Origin of the sequence: Streptomyces sp. NPDC059247, from assembly GCF_042754005.1 — a bacterium.
GTDB lineage: Bacteria > Actinomycetota > Actinomycetes > Streptomycetales > Streptomycetaceae > Streptomyces.
In genome coordinates this window covers 1-13,746 of sequence record NZ_JBHYZW010000018.1, presented here as the reverse complement: position 1 = coordinate 13,746, position 13,746 = coordinate 1, and the positions used below count along the sequence as shown (strand labels likewise).

The following is a 13,746-nucleotide window of genomic DNA, read 5'->3' as shown; positions in this document are numbered from 1 at the left end:
TGTGATCGGCCCGGTCAGGGGGCCTTGGTGTACGGGACCTTCAGCGCGGTCCAGGACGCGGGGCCGGGGATGCCGTCGGCGTCGGAGCCGCGCAGGCCGAGGGTGCGCTGCCACTTCGCGTAGCTGCGCCGGTCGGCCTCGCTCCAGCGGGGGCCGGGGCCGACGGTGTACGTGGAGCAGCCCTCGGCGACGAGACGGCGGCCCATGGCCGTGATGACCGGGGAGTTCGTCTCCTCGCGGAAGAACGAGGTGCCCGGGAACGGCTGGAGGCGGGGTGCGGCCGGCTTTCCGGCGCCGGGGGTCTTGGCGGGATCCTTGGCGGGGGCCTTCTTGAGCCGGGCCTGGACGCGTTCGCGGAGGGTCGGCATACCGAAGCCCTTGGGGTCGCTCTTCCAGTCGGACCACTCCAGGTGGCCGATGACGGAGCGGGCGCCCCAGCCGTGGGCCCGGCAGAGGGCGGCGGAGACGCGTTCCATGGCGTCGAGCTGGGCGGCGGGCCAGGGGTCGGTGCCGTTGCCGAGGTTGACGCACTCGAAGCCGTAGAAGCGGGAGTTCCCGTCGACGGCTCCCGGGCTGCCCTGGTGGGCGCGGGGGGCCGGGGGGCGGCTGCCGTACGTCTCGGTGATCACGGCCTGGAGGACGGACGGGTCGCCGCCGCCCGCGTGGTTGGCGCGGCCGTTGGCGACCAGGTGGACGCTGCCGTCCTTGGCGATGACTCCGTGGCAGAGCGGCCCGGGGAGGCCTTCGTAGCCGTGGAAGCACATGTCGACGGAGGACGCGGTGCCGCTGGAGACGGTGTGGTGGATCATCACACCGGTGACCGGGCCCCAGGCGCCGGTGTGGTTGCGGTTGTGGGTGCGCCAGCCGGGGTGTTCGACGACGGTGACGCCTTCGGCGCGGAGTGCGGCGACGAGCCGGTCCGCGGGGAGGGGAGTGGCCATCTGGTGTCCCTCCGGACATGAAAAAAGCCCGCGCGGAGGGCGGGCGTACGGGTGGGGCGGTGGGCCGGTGGGGGGCGGTCGGCCGGTGTCACGGGGACGGGGCGGGCTCCGGCTTCGGGTCCGGCGTCGGGGCGGGGCCCGGGTCCGGCGTCGGGGTCGGCGGGGCCCAGGTCGCGCAGAGCGCGGCGTAGGCCGCCCGGCGGGTCTCGAAGTCGGCCAGCGCGCTCGTGACGGCGGTGCGCACGGCCGCCGGGTCCGGGGCGACCGGGGTGCCGTCCCGCCCGTTGAGGACGACGAGCCCGCTGCCGCGCAGGGTCGAACCGGCCGCACCGGCCTCGCCGAGCTGGGCGGTCACGTAGACCTGCGGGTACTCGCCGGTCATCGGGTCCGGTTCGAGGGCGCCGCCGAGGGTGGTGTCGTAGATGCGGACGTCGACGGTGTGCCCGCCGTCGGTGACGGTGGCACGGCCGGCGTAGTCGATGGCCACGCCCCAGGGCAGGGCCGGGTCGATGATCATGCGTTTCTCCTTGGGGAGGGCGGGTCAGCTCTGGGTGCCGTGCATCAGCATCGGCTTGGCGTAGACGGTGCCGGTGCCGATGACCCGGGCCTGCACCTCGATCTTGACCGTGGTGCCGAAGCGGGAGGTGATGTCCGGCACGACCCGGTCGGTGACGTCGAAGACGGTGCCCGCGGAGGTGACGCCGCCGAACTGCGTGGCGCCGTCGATGAGGACCTTGACCTCGCCGGTCGCCCCCGCGCTGACCCTCGTCTCCATCATCAGCCGCAGCCGCGGCTGCCAGACCGGGTTGTGCGAGCGGGCGATCGTCGCCCAGGTCGTGGAGGTCGTCTGCGGCCAGCGGGTCTGGACGACGTCCTGCGGCGGCAGCATCGCGAGCCAGGGCCGGGAGAGCCCGCCGGCGACGATGTCGTCGGAGAACACCTCGTGGCCGTAGGAGTCGTACAGCCGGAGCACCTGCTTGGAGGTGCTGGTGCCGGTGCCGTTGAAGAGGGCCATCGCCAGTTCGCCGGTCTGCCGCCGCAGCGCCACCCCGTACTCGCTCTTCTCGGGCTCCTCGTCCCACTTGCCGACCCGGAGGACGGCGGTGCCGTTCGGCAGCTTCACCGTGAGCGCGCCGTCGCTGATCTCGTTGAGCGCGGGCCGGGTGTTGACGGCCGTGGACAGCGCCTGGATGCGGCGCTCCATCTGGGTGAGCCGGTCGATGATGTCCTGCGGCAACTGGGGCATCAGGCCTCCTCGAGGTAGAGCTCGGCGGTGTCGGGACGGCCGCGCTCCGGCGGCCGTACCTTGACGCCGATGATCCGGTAGCGGGCGTCGAGCCCCGGACTGTGCCATTCGTCGGTGATCCGGATGCGGGCCGAGCGGCCGAGCAGCGCGGGCGGCACCACACCACCGAGCCGGATGGTGATCTCGGGGATCACGACGGGGCCGGTCGCCTGGGCGAGTGTGCCGATGGCCATCAGTTCGAGCTGGCGGGGGTCGCTGATCTCGTTGTGGTCCGAGGAGAGGTCCACCCGGGGCCAGTTGCCGTTCAGGAGGTCGTCGGCCCGCCGCTCCGAGGACATCAGCGGTCGGGACTCGGCGGCGGCGTTGGTGTTGACCGACGCGCCCCGGGCCACGGCGGTGGTGCCGCCGCGGGTCGCGTCCCGGGGGAACGAGTACGACAGGATCGTGCCCGGCCGGTCGAAGACCAGGTCGGTGGCGCCGGTACGGATCTTGGGGGCGCCGAGCCGCAACTGGCGGATCCGCTCACCGGTGAGCGGATCCCGGTAGACCATGATCTGGTGCTCGAACCCGCTGTCCATGGCGGCGAGCTGCGCGAGCGCCTCGGAGTAGAGCGTCTCGTCGCCCCTCCGCCAGGACGCGGTCCGCAGGGTGAGGGAGGTCTCCGTGCCCGTACGGACGCGGATGTTGCCGCCCGGGTAGTCCGCGCTCTGGAGCCGGTCCCACAGGAGGCGGGCGATCTCCAGTTGGTCGATGGGCACGGGGAGGTGGATGTCCTCGCGGATGCGCCGCCGTCCCGCGTACGAGTCGAAGGTGGCGGCCTGGATGCTCAGGGTCAGCACCCCGCGCCCGCTGCTCTGCAGCGTGCTGGTCCAGATGATGCCGCCCCACCACAGGTCGCCGCCGCGCTCCAGGTAGACGGCGGTGCGGCCCTCCTCGACCTTGCGGACCCGGGCGGCGATCGCCTCGTCGGGGATGGGGATGGTGCCGGAGAGGGTGCCGGCCCTGCCGATGTAGTCGTCGAACTGGACGTCGCGCAGCGGCAGGATGTCGAGCGTCTGGTCGGTCAGCAGATCGCAGAAGATCGCCCGGTAGGGGGTGTCGAGTGCCATGGGGTCCCTCCTTTACTGGATGTAGGTGGCGCAGACGGAGAGGTAGCGGCCCGCGGACAGGACGCCGTTGGAGACCCAGCTCCGCAGGACGACCCGGCCGGTGGACTCGATACGGGCGTTCCCGTGGCCCCAGCCGTCGGCGGCGACGGCCTCGAAGTTGCCGGGCGGGGACCAGCCCGCCGGCAGGGTGCACAGGGGCTGGTCGGTGATCTGGCCGTTGGCGCCGGAGACGATGTCGGCGCCCGCGCGGGTCACCAGGGCGTTGAGGGTGACGATGCCGCGGGTGCGCCGGGCCGTGAACGAGGTGACCGTCCAGCCGTCCGCCGGGGTCAGACCGGTGGTACGGCTCTCGACCTCGACGGGTGGCTGGTAGGCCACCCAGGCGGTGCCGTTCCACCGCTGGAGCGTGCCGGCGTTGTCCCGGAACTGGCCGGTGTAGCCGCCGGTGGAGAGGGTGCCGGTGGGGGCGATGCCGCCGAGTTCCTTCGGGTACGCGACCCAGGCGGTGCCGTCCCAGCGCTGGAGCAGGTGGGAGTTGTCGTTGTCCTGGTACTGGCCGGGGTACGCGCCGGGCACCGCCGCGTTGCCGTAGACGGGCATGATGCCGCCGACACCGGCCGTGGTGACCCGGTGGTCGATGAGCGCGCCGCCCGTCCAGAGGATGCCGCCGGTGCCCGCCGAGGTCCCGGCGGGCACCTTGACGGCGTGCAGGGCCAGGGAGGTCGGGGGCGTGGCCGGGGTGGCCGGGACGGCCGCCGGGGTGCCCTTGACGATCTCGACCGTGGCCTCGGTCCGCTTCGAGCCGTCGACCTGGTCGTCGTACACGCGCAGGACGACCAGGTCGACGCGCGGGTTCAGCGGGTCGCCGTCGGCGAAGGTGAGGACCGTGTCCTGGTCGAGGGCTACCGGGTAGGCGCCCTGGGCGACGGCCCCCTGGACGACCGCGCGGCCGTGGTAGACGGTGGCGGTCATCGGGCCGGTGCCGATCATCTTCAGGCCGCCGACGCGGTACCTGCCCTCGTAGTCGCCGGGCAGGATGCCGGAGCGGACGCTGAGCGGGCCTGCCGGGGTGGTGGCGCCGAAGGCGGTGTGGCGGGTGCCCTGTCGGGTCTGCCCCTGGGCGGTGAGCCAGCCGGTGTGCAAGGTCATGGGTGCTCCTGTGCGGGGGTGGGTGGCTACGGCAGGGGGTCGACCCGGATGAAGGTGTTCTCGAAGCCCGCCTTCAGACCGAGGGTGTTGGTGAGGATCCGGAAGTACGCCGTGAGCGTGTAGGTCGCGCCCGGCGTCAGGTTGGACAGCCGCCGTGTGGTCGAGGCGGAGAGCAGGGTGGCGCTGGCGGCGACCGTCGCGTACTCGTCGTTGAGGTCGTTGACGACGGTGCCGTTCTGGGTGAGCCGGAGCGCCATGTACGCGTAGTGGTCGTCGCGCGACTTCATGCGGCAGCCGAAGCTGACGATGATCATCCGCGACGCCGGGGCGGTGAAGCTCACGGCGAGCGGGTTCGTGACGCGGCCCGTGAGCGTCGACGTGTAGGTGGTGGAGGTGGTGTCGCCGTAGTCGCCGTTGTCGACGAAGTACGGGCCGGGCACGGCCGGTGTCCAGGCGCTGCCGCTCCACCGCTGGAGCACCCCCTCCGGGGTGTCCCGGTACTGGCCGGTGTAGGTGGCGGTGGTGACCGCGCCCGCCGGGGCGATGCCGCCGATCGCGGACGGGTACGCCACCCAGGCGCTGCCGTCCCAGCGCTGGAGCGCGCCGCCGGAGTCCTGGTACTGGCCCGGGTAGACGCCGGGGTGCACCGAGCCCTCGACCGGGAGGATGCCGCCGAGGGAGACGACCGGGGTCCGCAGGTCCTTGAGGGCGGTGGCCCACGGGATGCCGCCGTTGCCCGCGCTGGCACCGGCCGGGACGGCCACCTCGTACAGCGCGAGGCTGCGCGGCGGGACGGCCGGGGCGAGCGGGGTCGGGCCGGGCACGCCCTGGATGATCTCGACCTTCGACTCGTTGCGGAGGCTCCCGTCGTACAGGTTGTCGTAGACCTTGGCGACGATCAGGTCGACGCGGCCGAACTGCGCGTCGCCGGTCGCGAAGGTGACGTCCTGGGAGCTGGGCAGGGTCACCGGGTAGGCGCCCTGGGAGATCTCGCCCTGGATGATCGCCCGGCCCTCGTAGACGGTCGCCGTCATGGCGGACGTGCCCGAGGTCCAGAAGCCGGACATCCGGTACTGGCCGTCGTAGGAGCCCGGCAGGACGCCGGAGCGCACCTGGACGGGGTTGGTCATGGTGGTCACACCGGTCTGGGTGAGACGGGTGTCCTCGCGGGTCTGGCCGGTCTCGGCGGCCCAACTGCTGCGCAGGTTCATGGGGTTCTCCGTTCGGTTGCGTGGAAGGACTGCGGGATCGGGGCCCGGTGCGGGGTCAGGCCCTGATCCACTGGGCGGAGAGGTTGCAGGAGTAGCCGGAGCCGCCGAGCGTCTTCACCGGAGCCGTGTTCGTCTGGTACGCCGCGAGCTGGAGCGTGTTGCCGGCGGTGAGCTTGATCAGGCCCTGGCCGCCGACGACGAGCGCCGCGCTGCCGGCCGGGGTCAGCCAGGTCATCCGGGGGACACCGACGCCGTTGAGGAGGATCCGGGCACCGCGCGACCCGTTGGGCGAGTCGCCGGACCAGGCGGCATGGGCGGAGACGCGCCACCATCCGGTGCGCGGCACCGTGTAGGTGGTCGTCCCGCTCCAGCCCGCGAAGTCGTCGATGTCGGTGCTCTGGAGGTTGACCGGGGTCCACTCGTTGGAGGGGACGCTCTGCGAGGTGGTCTGGGAGGCGCTGAACAGGATGGCCGCCTTGCCCTCGGCGTACTGCCAGGCCGTGCCGTCCCAGCGCTGGAGGGAGGCCCCGTTGTCCCGGTACTGGCCGGAGTAGAGGCCGTTCGTCAGGGTGCCGTTGGGGGCGATGCCGCCGATGTGACGGGGGTAGGAGACCCAGGTGGTGCCGTCCCAGCGCTGGAGCAGCCCGGCCGTGTCCCGGTACTGGCCGGCGTACACCCCCTTGAAGCCGCTGGCGGGCACGATGCCGCCGAGGGCGACGGTCGCGTAGTGCAGCGGCTGGACGGCGGCGGTCGTCCAGAGGACGCCGCCGGTTCCGGCGGAGGTGCCGCGCGGCACGGTGACCGAGTAGAGCGGGATCGCGCTTCCCGGTCCGCTCGCCGGGAGCACGGGAACGGCGGCCGGGGTGCCCTTGACGAGCCGCACGACGGCCTGGGTGGCCCCGGTGCGGTCGTAGGCGTCGTCGACGACGGCCAGTTCGATCAGATCGATCCGGTCGTACTGCGGGTCACCGTCGGTGACGGTCAGGACCTCGGGGGAGGTCACCGCGACGACGTACGCGCCCTGTGCGTTGTCCTTGCCCTGGACGACGGCCCGGCCGGTGCCGATGGTGGCCTGCATGGGGGAGGAGCCGGTCAGCGCGAGGCCGCCGGGGATGACGCCCGAGCGCGAGCGGAGCGCGGTCTCCTCGGGGGTCTGGCCGCTCCCGGTGAGCAGGGTGGAGAGGGTGATGCGGGTGTCCTCGCGGGTCTGCCCCTCAAGGCGGAGCCAGGCGGCTTGAACGGTCATGATGCACCTTTCCGGTGGATGGGAGGAGCGGAGGTCACCATTCCGCGCTGCGCCAGCGGACCGTCATCAGGGCCTGCGGGGAGGCCGAGTCCGGGCGGAAGGACAGGTCGGTCCGGCCGGGTTCCAGGGCGAACAGCTCCTCCGGGCTGGAGTCGGCCATCGCCGTGTGCCGTCGCGAGGCGGAGTTGTTGAGGGTCACGGTGCCGGCGCCGGTGTCGACCACCAGCTCGTCCCCGGCCGCCAGGTCGATCGCGTACCGCAGCCGACGGCGGTTGACCCGGTCGGTCACGGTCGGCTGGGAGCAGGGGCCGAGGAAGGAGATCACCGGATGGGTGGCGGCCGAGCCGGTGTTCTCCGCGACGGCGTCACCGGTGCTCTTGGCCTCGCCCCACTTGAGCGGCCAGGTCAGCGGCCAGACGAGACCGGATTCGGGCTGCGGGGCGGTGGTGCTGACCGTCTGCTCGGCGACGGCGTACCGGCGCGGGTCGGAGGCCAGCCACTGGATGGACATCCGCGAGCTGCCCTGGGTGGCGAAGCCCTGGTCGGCGGGGACCACGCGCTGGGCGATCCGGGCCCGTACGGTGAGCAGCTCGCCGTGCAGCCGGACGGTGAGCCACCGCTCTTCGTCGAGCAGGGCGAGCGCCTGGCGCAGGGCACGGACCGGGCCCGCGGTGTCGTTCCACCCCGGCATCAGCACGATCGTGCCGCCGATCTTGCGCGGCTTGGCGAAGCGGGAGCCCGGCCAGGAGCCGTGGGAGGTGGGCCGCTCGGCGTCGGAGGAGTCGTACTCGGGCAGGTCCTCCCAGCCCGACAGACCGGTGCGGTCGACGGCGAAGGGGGTGCCGGGGCCGATCAGGAGCCCGGCCCACTGGAGCTGTCCGTCCTGGCTGATGAGCGAGCCGGGCGGGAGGTCGGCGGTGAAGTTGCTTCCGGTGTAGGGGGTCGTGTCGGCCATGGGGCCGTCACCTCACTTCGGATGGATGTCAGGAGTGGGCGGTCGCGAGGAAGAGCAGGTCCTCGGCGGTCGACCGGGGGCCCGCGCCGGGGGTCTCGTGGAAGTCCCGGACACGGCGCGGCGGTCGGGGCGTACTGGGGAGGTCCGGGACGCGGCGGGCCTCCAGCTCGGAGACCGGGTCGATGCGCCAGCCCTCCGGGGAGCCGGGGAAGACGACACCGCCCTCGGCGAGCATGGGGATCTTCTTCAGGGTGACGCCGAACTTCTTGCCGGTGAGGGGGATCTCGAAGCTGAGCTTGTTGAGGCCGTCGATGATCCAGTTGACGAAGGCGATCAGTCCGTTGATCGGTCCCTTGACGACGCCGAGCACGGTGTTGAGTCCGCCCTCGACGAGGTCGCCGATGCCGTTGAGCGCCCGGCTGACCGCGTCCTTGGCGGTACGGAAGAACCCGGGGACGCTCTCGGTGATCCAGCGGACGCCCGGCTGGACGGAGCTCTTGATGCCGCCGATCGTGCGCGAGGCGATGCCGCGCAGCGCGTTCGTCGCGGAGGAGACGTTCGAGCGGATCCCGGAGATCCCGTTGACGACCGATCCGACGGCCTTCAGCGCGCCGGTGAACAGGGACAGGTACCCCTTGACGTAGACGGCCACCGCCTCGCCGACCATCTGCATGACCGGCTGGAGGAACTTCCAGATGCCCTGGACGGCCTTGAGCACCTGGTCGAAGACCTGCTTGATGACGCGCTGGCCGGTCTCGGAGTTGACCGCGAACTCGATCAGATAGGCCGCGACGGGCACGATGATGCCGATGGCGAAGCCGATCGGGTTCGCCCGCATGGCGACGTTGACGGCCACCATCACGACGGAGGCGACGGTCATCGCGATGCCGAAGGTCTCCATGATCCGGGTGACGACGTCGGTGACCGGGATCAGCGGCGCGAGGATGCCGACGATGATGCCCGCACCGGCGCCGATCTTCCCGGTCGCGGTACGGGCCTTGCCCGCCGCGTCGCCCATCCGCCGGACCCCCGCGGGGGCGGTGGACGTACGGATCCTGCTCACGGCGGTGCTCGCCCCGGCCGCGCCCTGGCCGAGGCTCCGCAGGGAGCCCCCGGCGTTCTTGACGCCCGAGGCGAGGGAGTCGGCTCCACCGGCCGCCCGCCGCACGTCCTGGGTGAACCGCCGCAGGGAGTCGCCCGCCTGGCCGGCTCCCTGCCGGAGGCCGTTCGCCACCGGGACGACGGTCCGGAACTTCGGCATGACGGCCGCGGCACTCATCCGCGTGCCTTCACCAGGTACATGAGCGCGTTGGCCGTCGCGTGCGGGTCACTGCCCTTGGACGCGTGGTAGTGCTCGATGTGCAGTCCCGGGCCGCTCCGGGCAGCGGTCTGGTAGCCGCCCTGGCCCAGCCGGGCGCGCTGCGCGGTGAGGGCGAGGAGCCGGTCCAGCTTGGAGAGCGGGAGGACGGCCTCGGCCTCGCCCGCCTCGGCGAGGATCGCCGGGACACCGCCCTGGCGGGGCATGACGACACCACCGGTGGCGAGCATCGGGATGGTCGGGAGATTGACGCCGAAGGTCTTGCCGCCGACGACCGGGACCCAGCCGGGGACGCTGACCTTGACCGAGTTCAGTGAGCCGATCATCCGGTTGATCAGGCCGATCACCGAGTTGATCGGGGACCTCACGCCGTCCTTGATGCCGTTGAACGCCCGGGACGCGATGTCCTTGAGGCCGTTCCAGATGGACGACATCTTGTCCTTGACGGCGCTGAAGGCTTTCGGGATCGCCGACTTGATCCAGTTGATGACCGGGGTGATGACGGCCTTGATGCCGTTCCAGACCGTGCTGATGACGGCCCTGATCGCCGTCATCACCGTGGTGATGACGGTCTTCCAGATCTTCACATAGGTTTTGACGACGGTCGCGACGGCCTTGACGACGGCCGAGATGGCGGTCCTGATGCCGTTCCAGACCGTCTTGATCAGTGTTCCGGCCTTCTTCATGATCGGCCCGACGGCCTTCATGACGGAGCCGATCACCGCCTTGATGCCGCTGAAGGCCTTCTTCATGATCGTCTGCATCGTCTTCGAGCGCGCGGCCATCTCGACGATCTTCTCGATGAGCGGCATGAAGAGTTCGAGCAGCCGGACCAGGAAGTTGCCCTTCATGGACCGGTTGAGCCTGTCCTGGCCCTTGGCGGCCTTGCCCGCGCCGGACTCGTACCTGCCGAGCTTGCCGCCGGCCGACTGGGCGGTGTCACCGGCCTTCTTCATGGCGCGTTCGGCCTGGTCCGAGGCGGTCTTGAGCTTCTTGAGCTCGCTGCCGGAGTTCTGGGCGTTGGTACGAAGGGTCTTCAGCTGGCCGGACGCCGACCGACCGGCGTCACCGACCTTCTTGACCGAGGTGCCGGCCCCGGACGCCTGGGTCTTGAAGGAAGTCAGGGCCGTGGAAGTGTTCTTGAGGGATCTGGCGAGAGACATGGGTTACCTCCTTTCGTGAGAGGTGGGGTCAGAGGGCCGTGTTGAGCTGGCCGACCGCGGTCCGGAGGCTGTCCAGCGACCGGTTCAGGGGGCCGATCTGCTCAGTGAGGTTCTTCGCCGCGTCGGCCGCTTTCTGAAGGGGGTCCGCCTTGGGGACACGGGCCGGTTCGAATCCGGTCACTGCGGTCTTGAGCTTCTCGGTGGCCTTGGCGACCTTGGTGATCTTCTGCGGATCCGCGTTCCGCATGGCGTTGTTGATCCTGTTGACGGCGGAGGCGACCGGCTTCATCTGTTCCTGGTTGATGTCCTTGATGGCCTCGGAGATCTTCTTGACGCCCGTCGCCGCCTTGGTGGCCGCGTTCTCCGACGGCAGCTTGCGGAACTCCCTGTTGAACGCGGGGGCAGCCCTGTTGAACTTCTGCAGCTCCGGGGTCAGGGCTTCGAGCTTGCCGCGCAGCGCTTCGAGGTTCGCTCCATCCCCGACGGCGGTGATCCCGCCGGCTGCGGCTGCCTGGGCCTTCTTGACGTCGCCGTACTTTTGGGGGCGGGGGAGGAGGCTGCCGTCCTGTGTGGCGAGGATCGTTCTGTTGTCACCCCGTGACTTGGTGAACATGCCGCTGATGAACGCTTGGGTCGCTTGCTGGGCCGTCCTGAGGTTCAGCGCCAAGGCCAGGAGGATCGCGGGGATGGCGAGGGCGATGAAGGCGGCGAGGAGGTACTGCCACCAGGAATCGTCCTCCTTGAACTTCTCGTAGGCGGCGGAGAAGCCCCCCAGGCCTGCGGCCTCCATCCACTCCGTCGGCTTCTCCTTGGTGAGCTCCTTGTGCATGTCGTCGAACTTTTTGAAGTACGGAGCGAAGAGCGTTGTCATCCACTCCTGGGTGGTGACCTTCGGAGACTCATCGACCAGATGCTTCTTGAGATCGACGAGGAAGCCCTTGGCTTCGGTGCCGGACTTCTTGTCTGCGGGGGTGATGGCGAACAGGGCGTCCTTCAGTGCGGCGATCTCCTTGGAGAGGTCCGCGATCGTTTCTGCCATGGGTACTCCGCTTCCGGCCGGTGACGGCCAAGCGCCGAAGAGCCCCCGCCGGTTGTGGCGGGGGCTCTTTCGTAGGGGGCGGTCGGCGCGGCTAGGCGTCCTCGTCCCGGCGGGGGCCGGGGCGCGTCGAGGCGAGGGCGTCGTTCCAGCCCGCCGTGTACGCGAGGGTCTCGCAGCGGGTGACCTCGGCGTAGAGGCTGCCGAGCAGCGCTCTCTTGTCGAGGGGGGCGGGTCCGTCGAGGAGCGTGCGGAGGCGGTCGTGGAGCGGGACGTGCGGTCGTGATGCCTCGGCATGCTGGGTCATGGACGCCTGCCTTCCGGTTGCTGGCCCTGTGCGTGTGTGGCGGCGCCGCGGAGTGAGGAGCGGGGGCACCACGTGTTCGAACTATTGTGCGAGCAGAGTGTGGAACATTCGTTCGATGTTTGTCGAGCGGTATACATCTGACGGCGCGTCTTCCGTCGTTTTGTCCGTACTGGCCCGTACTGGTCCGTACTGGCCGGTGCCTGATCGGCGCGTCTGTTCGACCGGGTAATCTGGAGGGCGCTCTCCGGACCACACCATTTCGGGGCGCAGGGGGCGCGAGGGGCGCGCGGGGACCCCAGGGGGCTGGAAGGCAGTACAGACACATGGAAACGGAGCCGGGTGCGGACCGGCACGAGCGAGTCGTCGACTGGCTCGCGGCCCACCCCGACCTGCCCCACCTCTTCGCCCGTCTCTCCGAGCTGGTCCTGGTGCACGGCCACGCTCCCCAGGACCTCGTCGTGCTGCCCCGGTCCGAGATCGACCGCCGGGAGACGACCGCCTTCACCGCAGGCTGGGCCGAGGCCGTGTCCGCCGAACTCCCGCGCATCCGGCGGGAGTACGAGAAGCGGGTCGCCGACGCCTACACCCAGGGCCAGAGCGACGCGCGGGGAATCCGTCGGCCCGAGCGGCGGGTGGAGAGCGGACAGGAAGGTGCTCGGGTCATCACCCTGCCCTTCGCCCGCCTCCTCGAACCGCCCACCGTCGTGGTCGAGGCAGAGGAGCGGGTCCGCAGGGAGCGCGAGCTGTTCGAGCAGCGGCCCGGGACCGAGCCCGAGCCCGAACCGGAATCCGGGCCCGCGCGCGCGCCGGACCCGGAACCGGGCAAGGAGCCGGGTGTCCTGCTCACCGCCCAGGAGAGCCGCGCCCGCAGGAGAGCCCGCCCGGTGCGGAAGGTCGTACGCGGCAAGGGCGGGCGCCCGATCGTGCCGCCGCTCGCCGGGGTGCCCGCGCAGGGCGGTCCGAACGCCGAGCGCCGGGACCAGGAACCGGCGGGGCCGGAGCCCCGGGCGGGCGGGGGGCGACGGCTCTCGGAGCGGGCCAAGGACCTGGAGAAGGAGCTGTCCGCCGAGCGAGCACGGGAAGCGCCCCCGGAGTCCGCTCCCTGACGGGAAACGGACTCCGGGGGCCGTGGGGTCACCCGAAGAACCGGGCGAGTGCCTGGGGGGACACCGCGCCCTCCTCGCCGGGTGCGCTCCGCCCGTCCGTGGCGGGGGCGCCGCCCTCGTCACGGAACGCGCTCGTGTCCCCGTCCTCGCTGCCGTCCTCGTCCTCGTCCTCGTTTGTGAGGCCGGGCCGGGGGACGGGCTTGGGCGGATCGGGCTGGTCGCCGTCCTCGCCCGCGTTGACGCACAGGAACATCCAGTTGGCGACGGCGAGATGGTCCACCGCGGCGGCCAGCAGATGATCGGAGATCGACCACTCGGCGGCCTCGCCGTGCAGCTCGCGCTGGACCGCGCCGTCCCTGGGCAGGTGCTTGACCAGCGTCAGGAGCCGACGGCTCGAGAGCGTGCCGCGGTGCCAGTCGAGGAGATCGACGGAGTAGTAGCGGAGGAGATCCGCCTCAAGGGCCTCGGCGTGTTCGTCGACGAACTCGACGAGGCTCAGCCTTCCCCCAGGCCGAGCCCGGTCTCCTTGCCGTAGGCCTCCAGGATGGCGGCGACGTCCTGCATGGTGATGTCGTGCTGCTCGAAGCGGGCGAACTGCGCCTCACCCATCAGGAGTTCGAGCAGCCCGTCCACGTCGTTGTCGTCGAGCTTGCGCAGCGCCTTGGCCGTCGCGCGGCTCAGTTCGGTCGGAAGGGTGTAGCTCTCGCCGTCCAGCTCGAAGGACCAGGCACGGCCGTGGGCCTCCTGTCGCTGGGCGCGGGCGGCGTTGACGTCGAAACGGGCCATGGTGACACGTACTCCTTGTTTCGGGTGAAAGAAGGCGGAAGAACCCCGGGAGGCGGGGGAGGGGCGGGGGGGGGGGGGGGGGGGGCCCCCGCCCCCCCCCGAAGGGTAATAACGGGCTTGGGGTACGGGGGTTCATTAAATACAAAGGGGCCCCCCGGGTTGCCGAGCCCGGA

15 protein-coding genes are annotated in these 13,746 nt (G+C 71.1%); 1 reads left to right on the top strand and 14 read right to left on the bottom strand.

Annotated elements, in window-relative coordinates:
* Positions 1–14: 14 nt before the first annotated feature.
* The 12 genes from ACFXGN_RS25985 to ACFXGN_RS25930 form a co-directional block, all read right to left on the bottom strand.
* Positions 15–941 (bottom strand): peptidoglycan-binding protein, encoded by a 927-nt coding sequence (locus ACFXGN_RS25985; protein WP_384863682.1) that lies wholly within the window; start codon positions 939–941, stop codon positions 15–17.
* A gap of 88 nt (positions 942–1,029) precedes the next feature.
* Positions 1,030–1,458 carry an ATP-binding protein gene (locus ACFXGN_RS25980; protein WP_384863679.1) on the bottom strand — a complete coding sequence of 143 codons (429 nt, stop codon included), beginning with the start codon at positions 1,456–1,458 and terminating at the stop codon, positions 1,030–1,032.
* 24 nt (positions 1,459–1,482) lie between these two features.
* Entirely contained in the window at positions 1,483–2,187 is a 705-nt protein-coding gene (locus tag ACFXGN_RS25975; protein ID WP_384863676.1) for a hypothetical protein, read from the bottom strand.
* Positions 2,187–3,296: a hypothetical protein gene (locus tag ACFXGN_RS25970; protein ID WP_384863673.1), complete on the bottom strand. Its 1,110-nt coding sequence runs from the start codon at positions 3,294–3,296 to the stop codon at positions 2,187–2,189. The genes ACFXGN_RS25975 and ACFXGN_RS25970 overlap by 1 nt, the downstream gene beginning before the upstream one ends.
* A 12-nt stretch (positions 3,297–3,308) precedes the next feature.
* The gene (locus ACFXGN_RS25965) at positions 3,309–4,445 is read right to left on the bottom strand and encodes a hypothetical protein (protein WP_384863670.1); all 1,137 of its coding nucleotides are present in this window, start codon (positions 4,443–4,445) and stop codon (positions 3,309–3,311) included.
* Positions 4,446–4,471: 26 nt separating this feature from the next.
* Positions 4,472–5,656 (bottom strand): hypothetical protein, encoded by a 1,185-nt coding sequence (locus ACFXGN_RS25960; RefSeq protein ID WP_384863667.1) that lies wholly within the window; start codon positions 5,654–5,656, stop codon positions 4,472–4,474.
* A gap of 55 nt (positions 5,657–5,711) precedes the next feature.
* Complete coding sequence (locus ACFXGN_RS25955) at positions 5,712–6,902, bottom strand: hypothetical protein (protein WP_384863664.1); 1,191 nt, start codon at positions 6,900–6,902, stop codon at positions 5,712–5,714.
* A gap of 34 nt (positions 6,903–6,936) precedes the next feature.
* A complete protein-coding gene (locus ACFXGN_RS25950) occupies positions 6,937–7,857 on the bottom strand; it encodes a phage distal tail protein (protein WP_384863661.1) in 921 nt (306 codons plus the stop codon).
* A 28-nt stretch (positions 7,858–7,885) separates the two neighbouring features.
* Entirely contained in the window at positions 7,886–9,136 is a 1,251-nt protein-coding gene (locus ACFXGN_RS25945) for a tape-measure protein (protein ID WP_384863658.1), read from the bottom strand.
* The gene (locus ACFXGN_RS25940; protein WP_384863655.1) at positions 9,133–10,338 is read right to left on the bottom strand and encodes a phage tail protein; all 1,206 of its coding nucleotides are present in this window, start codon (positions 10,336–10,338) and stop codon (positions 9,133–9,135) included. Before ACFXGN_RS25940 ends, ACFXGN_RS25945 begins: the two co-directional genes overlap by 4 nt.
* 28 nt (positions 10,339–10,366) lie before the next feature.
* Positions 10,367–11,377 carry a hypothetical protein gene (locus ACFXGN_RS25935; protein WP_384863652.1) on the bottom strand — a complete coding sequence of 337 codons (1,011 nt, stop codon included), beginning with the start codon at positions 11,375–11,377 and terminating at the stop codon, positions 10,367–10,369.
* A gap of 91 nt (positions 11,378–11,468) precedes the next feature.
* Positions 11,469–11,681 carry a hypothetical protein gene (locus tag ACFXGN_RS25930; protein ID WP_384863649.1) on the bottom strand — a complete coding sequence of 71 codons (213 nt, stop codon included), beginning with the start codon at positions 11,679–11,681 and terminating at the stop codon, positions 11,469–11,471.
* Between the two features lie 323 nt (positions 11,682–12,004).
* Here ACFXGN_RS25930 and ACFXGN_RS25925 point away from each other — a divergent pair, with 323 nt between their 5' ends.
* Positions 12,005–12,787: a hypothetical protein gene (locus ACFXGN_RS25925; RefSeq protein WP_384863647.1), complete on the top strand. Its 783-nt coding sequence runs from the start codon at positions 12,005–12,007 to the stop codon at positions 12,785–12,787.
* Between the two features lie 28 nt (positions 12,788–12,815).
* Here ACFXGN_RS25925 and ACFXGN_RS25920 read toward each other — a convergent pair whose 3' ends face one another.
* Together ACFXGN_RS25920 and ACFXGN_RS25915 are read right to left on the bottom strand one after the other, a co-directional pair.
* Positions 12,816–13,067, bottom strand: a complete 252-nt coding sequence (locus ACFXGN_RS25920) for a hypothetical protein (protein ID WP_384863644.1) — start codon at positions 13,065–13,067, stop codon at positions 12,816–12,818.
* A 215-nt stretch (positions 13,068–13,282) separates the two neighbouring features.
* A complete protein-coding gene (locus ACFXGN_RS25915) occupies positions 13,283–13,573 on the bottom strand; it encodes a hypothetical protein (protein WP_384863641.1) in 291 nt (96 codons plus the stop codon).
* Between the last annotated feature and the right edge of the window lie 173 nt (positions 13,574–13,746).

Excerpts from the sequence above, each read along its gene's own strand:
- ACFXGN_RS25985 (WP_384863682.1), bottom strand. The coding sequence starts at position 941 with ATGGCCACTCCCCTCCCCGCGGACCGGCTCGTCGCCGCACTCCGCGCC.
- ACFXGN_RS25980 (WP_384863679.1), bottom strand. The coding sequence starts at position 1,458 with ATGATCATCGACCCGGCCCTGCCCTGGGGCGTGGCCATCGACTACGCC.
- ACFXGN_RS25975 (WP_384863676.1), bottom strand. The coding sequence starts at position 2,187 with ATGCCCCAGTTGCCGCAGGACATCATCGACCGGCTCACCCAGATGGAG.
- ACFXGN_RS25970 (WP_384863673.1), bottom strand. The coding sequence starts at position 3,296 with ATGGCACTCGACACCCCCTACCGGGCGATCTTCTGCGATCTGCTGACC.
- ACFXGN_RS25965 (WP_384863670.1), bottom strand. The coding sequence starts at position 4,445 with ATGACCTTGCACACCGGCTGGCTCACCGCCCAGGGGCAGACCCGACAG.
- ACFXGN_RS25960 (WP_384863667.1), bottom strand. The coding sequence starts at position 5,656 with ATGAACCTGCGCAGCAGTTGGGCCGCCGAGACCGGCCAGACCCGCGAG.
- ACFXGN_RS25955 (WP_384863664.1), bottom strand. The coding sequence starts at position 6,902 with ATGACCGTTCAAGCCGCCTGGCTCCGCCTTGAGGGGCAGACCCGCGAG.
- ACFXGN_RS25950 (WP_384863661.1), bottom strand. The coding sequence starts at position 7,857 with ATGGCCGACACGACCCCCTACACCGGAAGCAACTTCACCGCCGACCTC.
- ACFXGN_RS25945 (WP_384863658.1), bottom strand. The coding sequence starts at position 9,136 with ATGAGTGCCGCGGCCGTCATGCCGAAGTTCCGGACCGTCGTCCCGGTG.
- ACFXGN_RS25940 (WP_384863655.1), bottom strand. The coding sequence starts at position 10,338 with ATGTCTCTCGCCAGATCCCTCAAGAACACTTCCACGGCCCTGACTTCC.
- ACFXGN_RS25935 (WP_384863652.1), bottom strand. The coding sequence starts at position 11,377 with ATGGCAGAAACGATCGCGGACCTCTCCAAGGAGATCGCCGCACTGAAG.
- ACFXGN_RS25930 (WP_384863649.1), bottom strand. The coding sequence starts at position 11,681 with ATGACCCAGCATGCCGAGGCATCACGACCGCACGTCCCGCTCCACGAC.
- ACFXGN_RS25925 (WP_384863647.1), top strand. The coding sequence starts at position 12,005 with ATGGAAACGGAGCCGGGTGCGGACCGGCACGAGCGAGTCGTCGACTGG.
- ACFXGN_RS25915 (WP_384863641.1), bottom strand. The coding sequence starts at position 13,573 with ATGGCCCGTTTCGACGTCAACGCCGCCCGCGCCCAGCGACAGGAGGCC.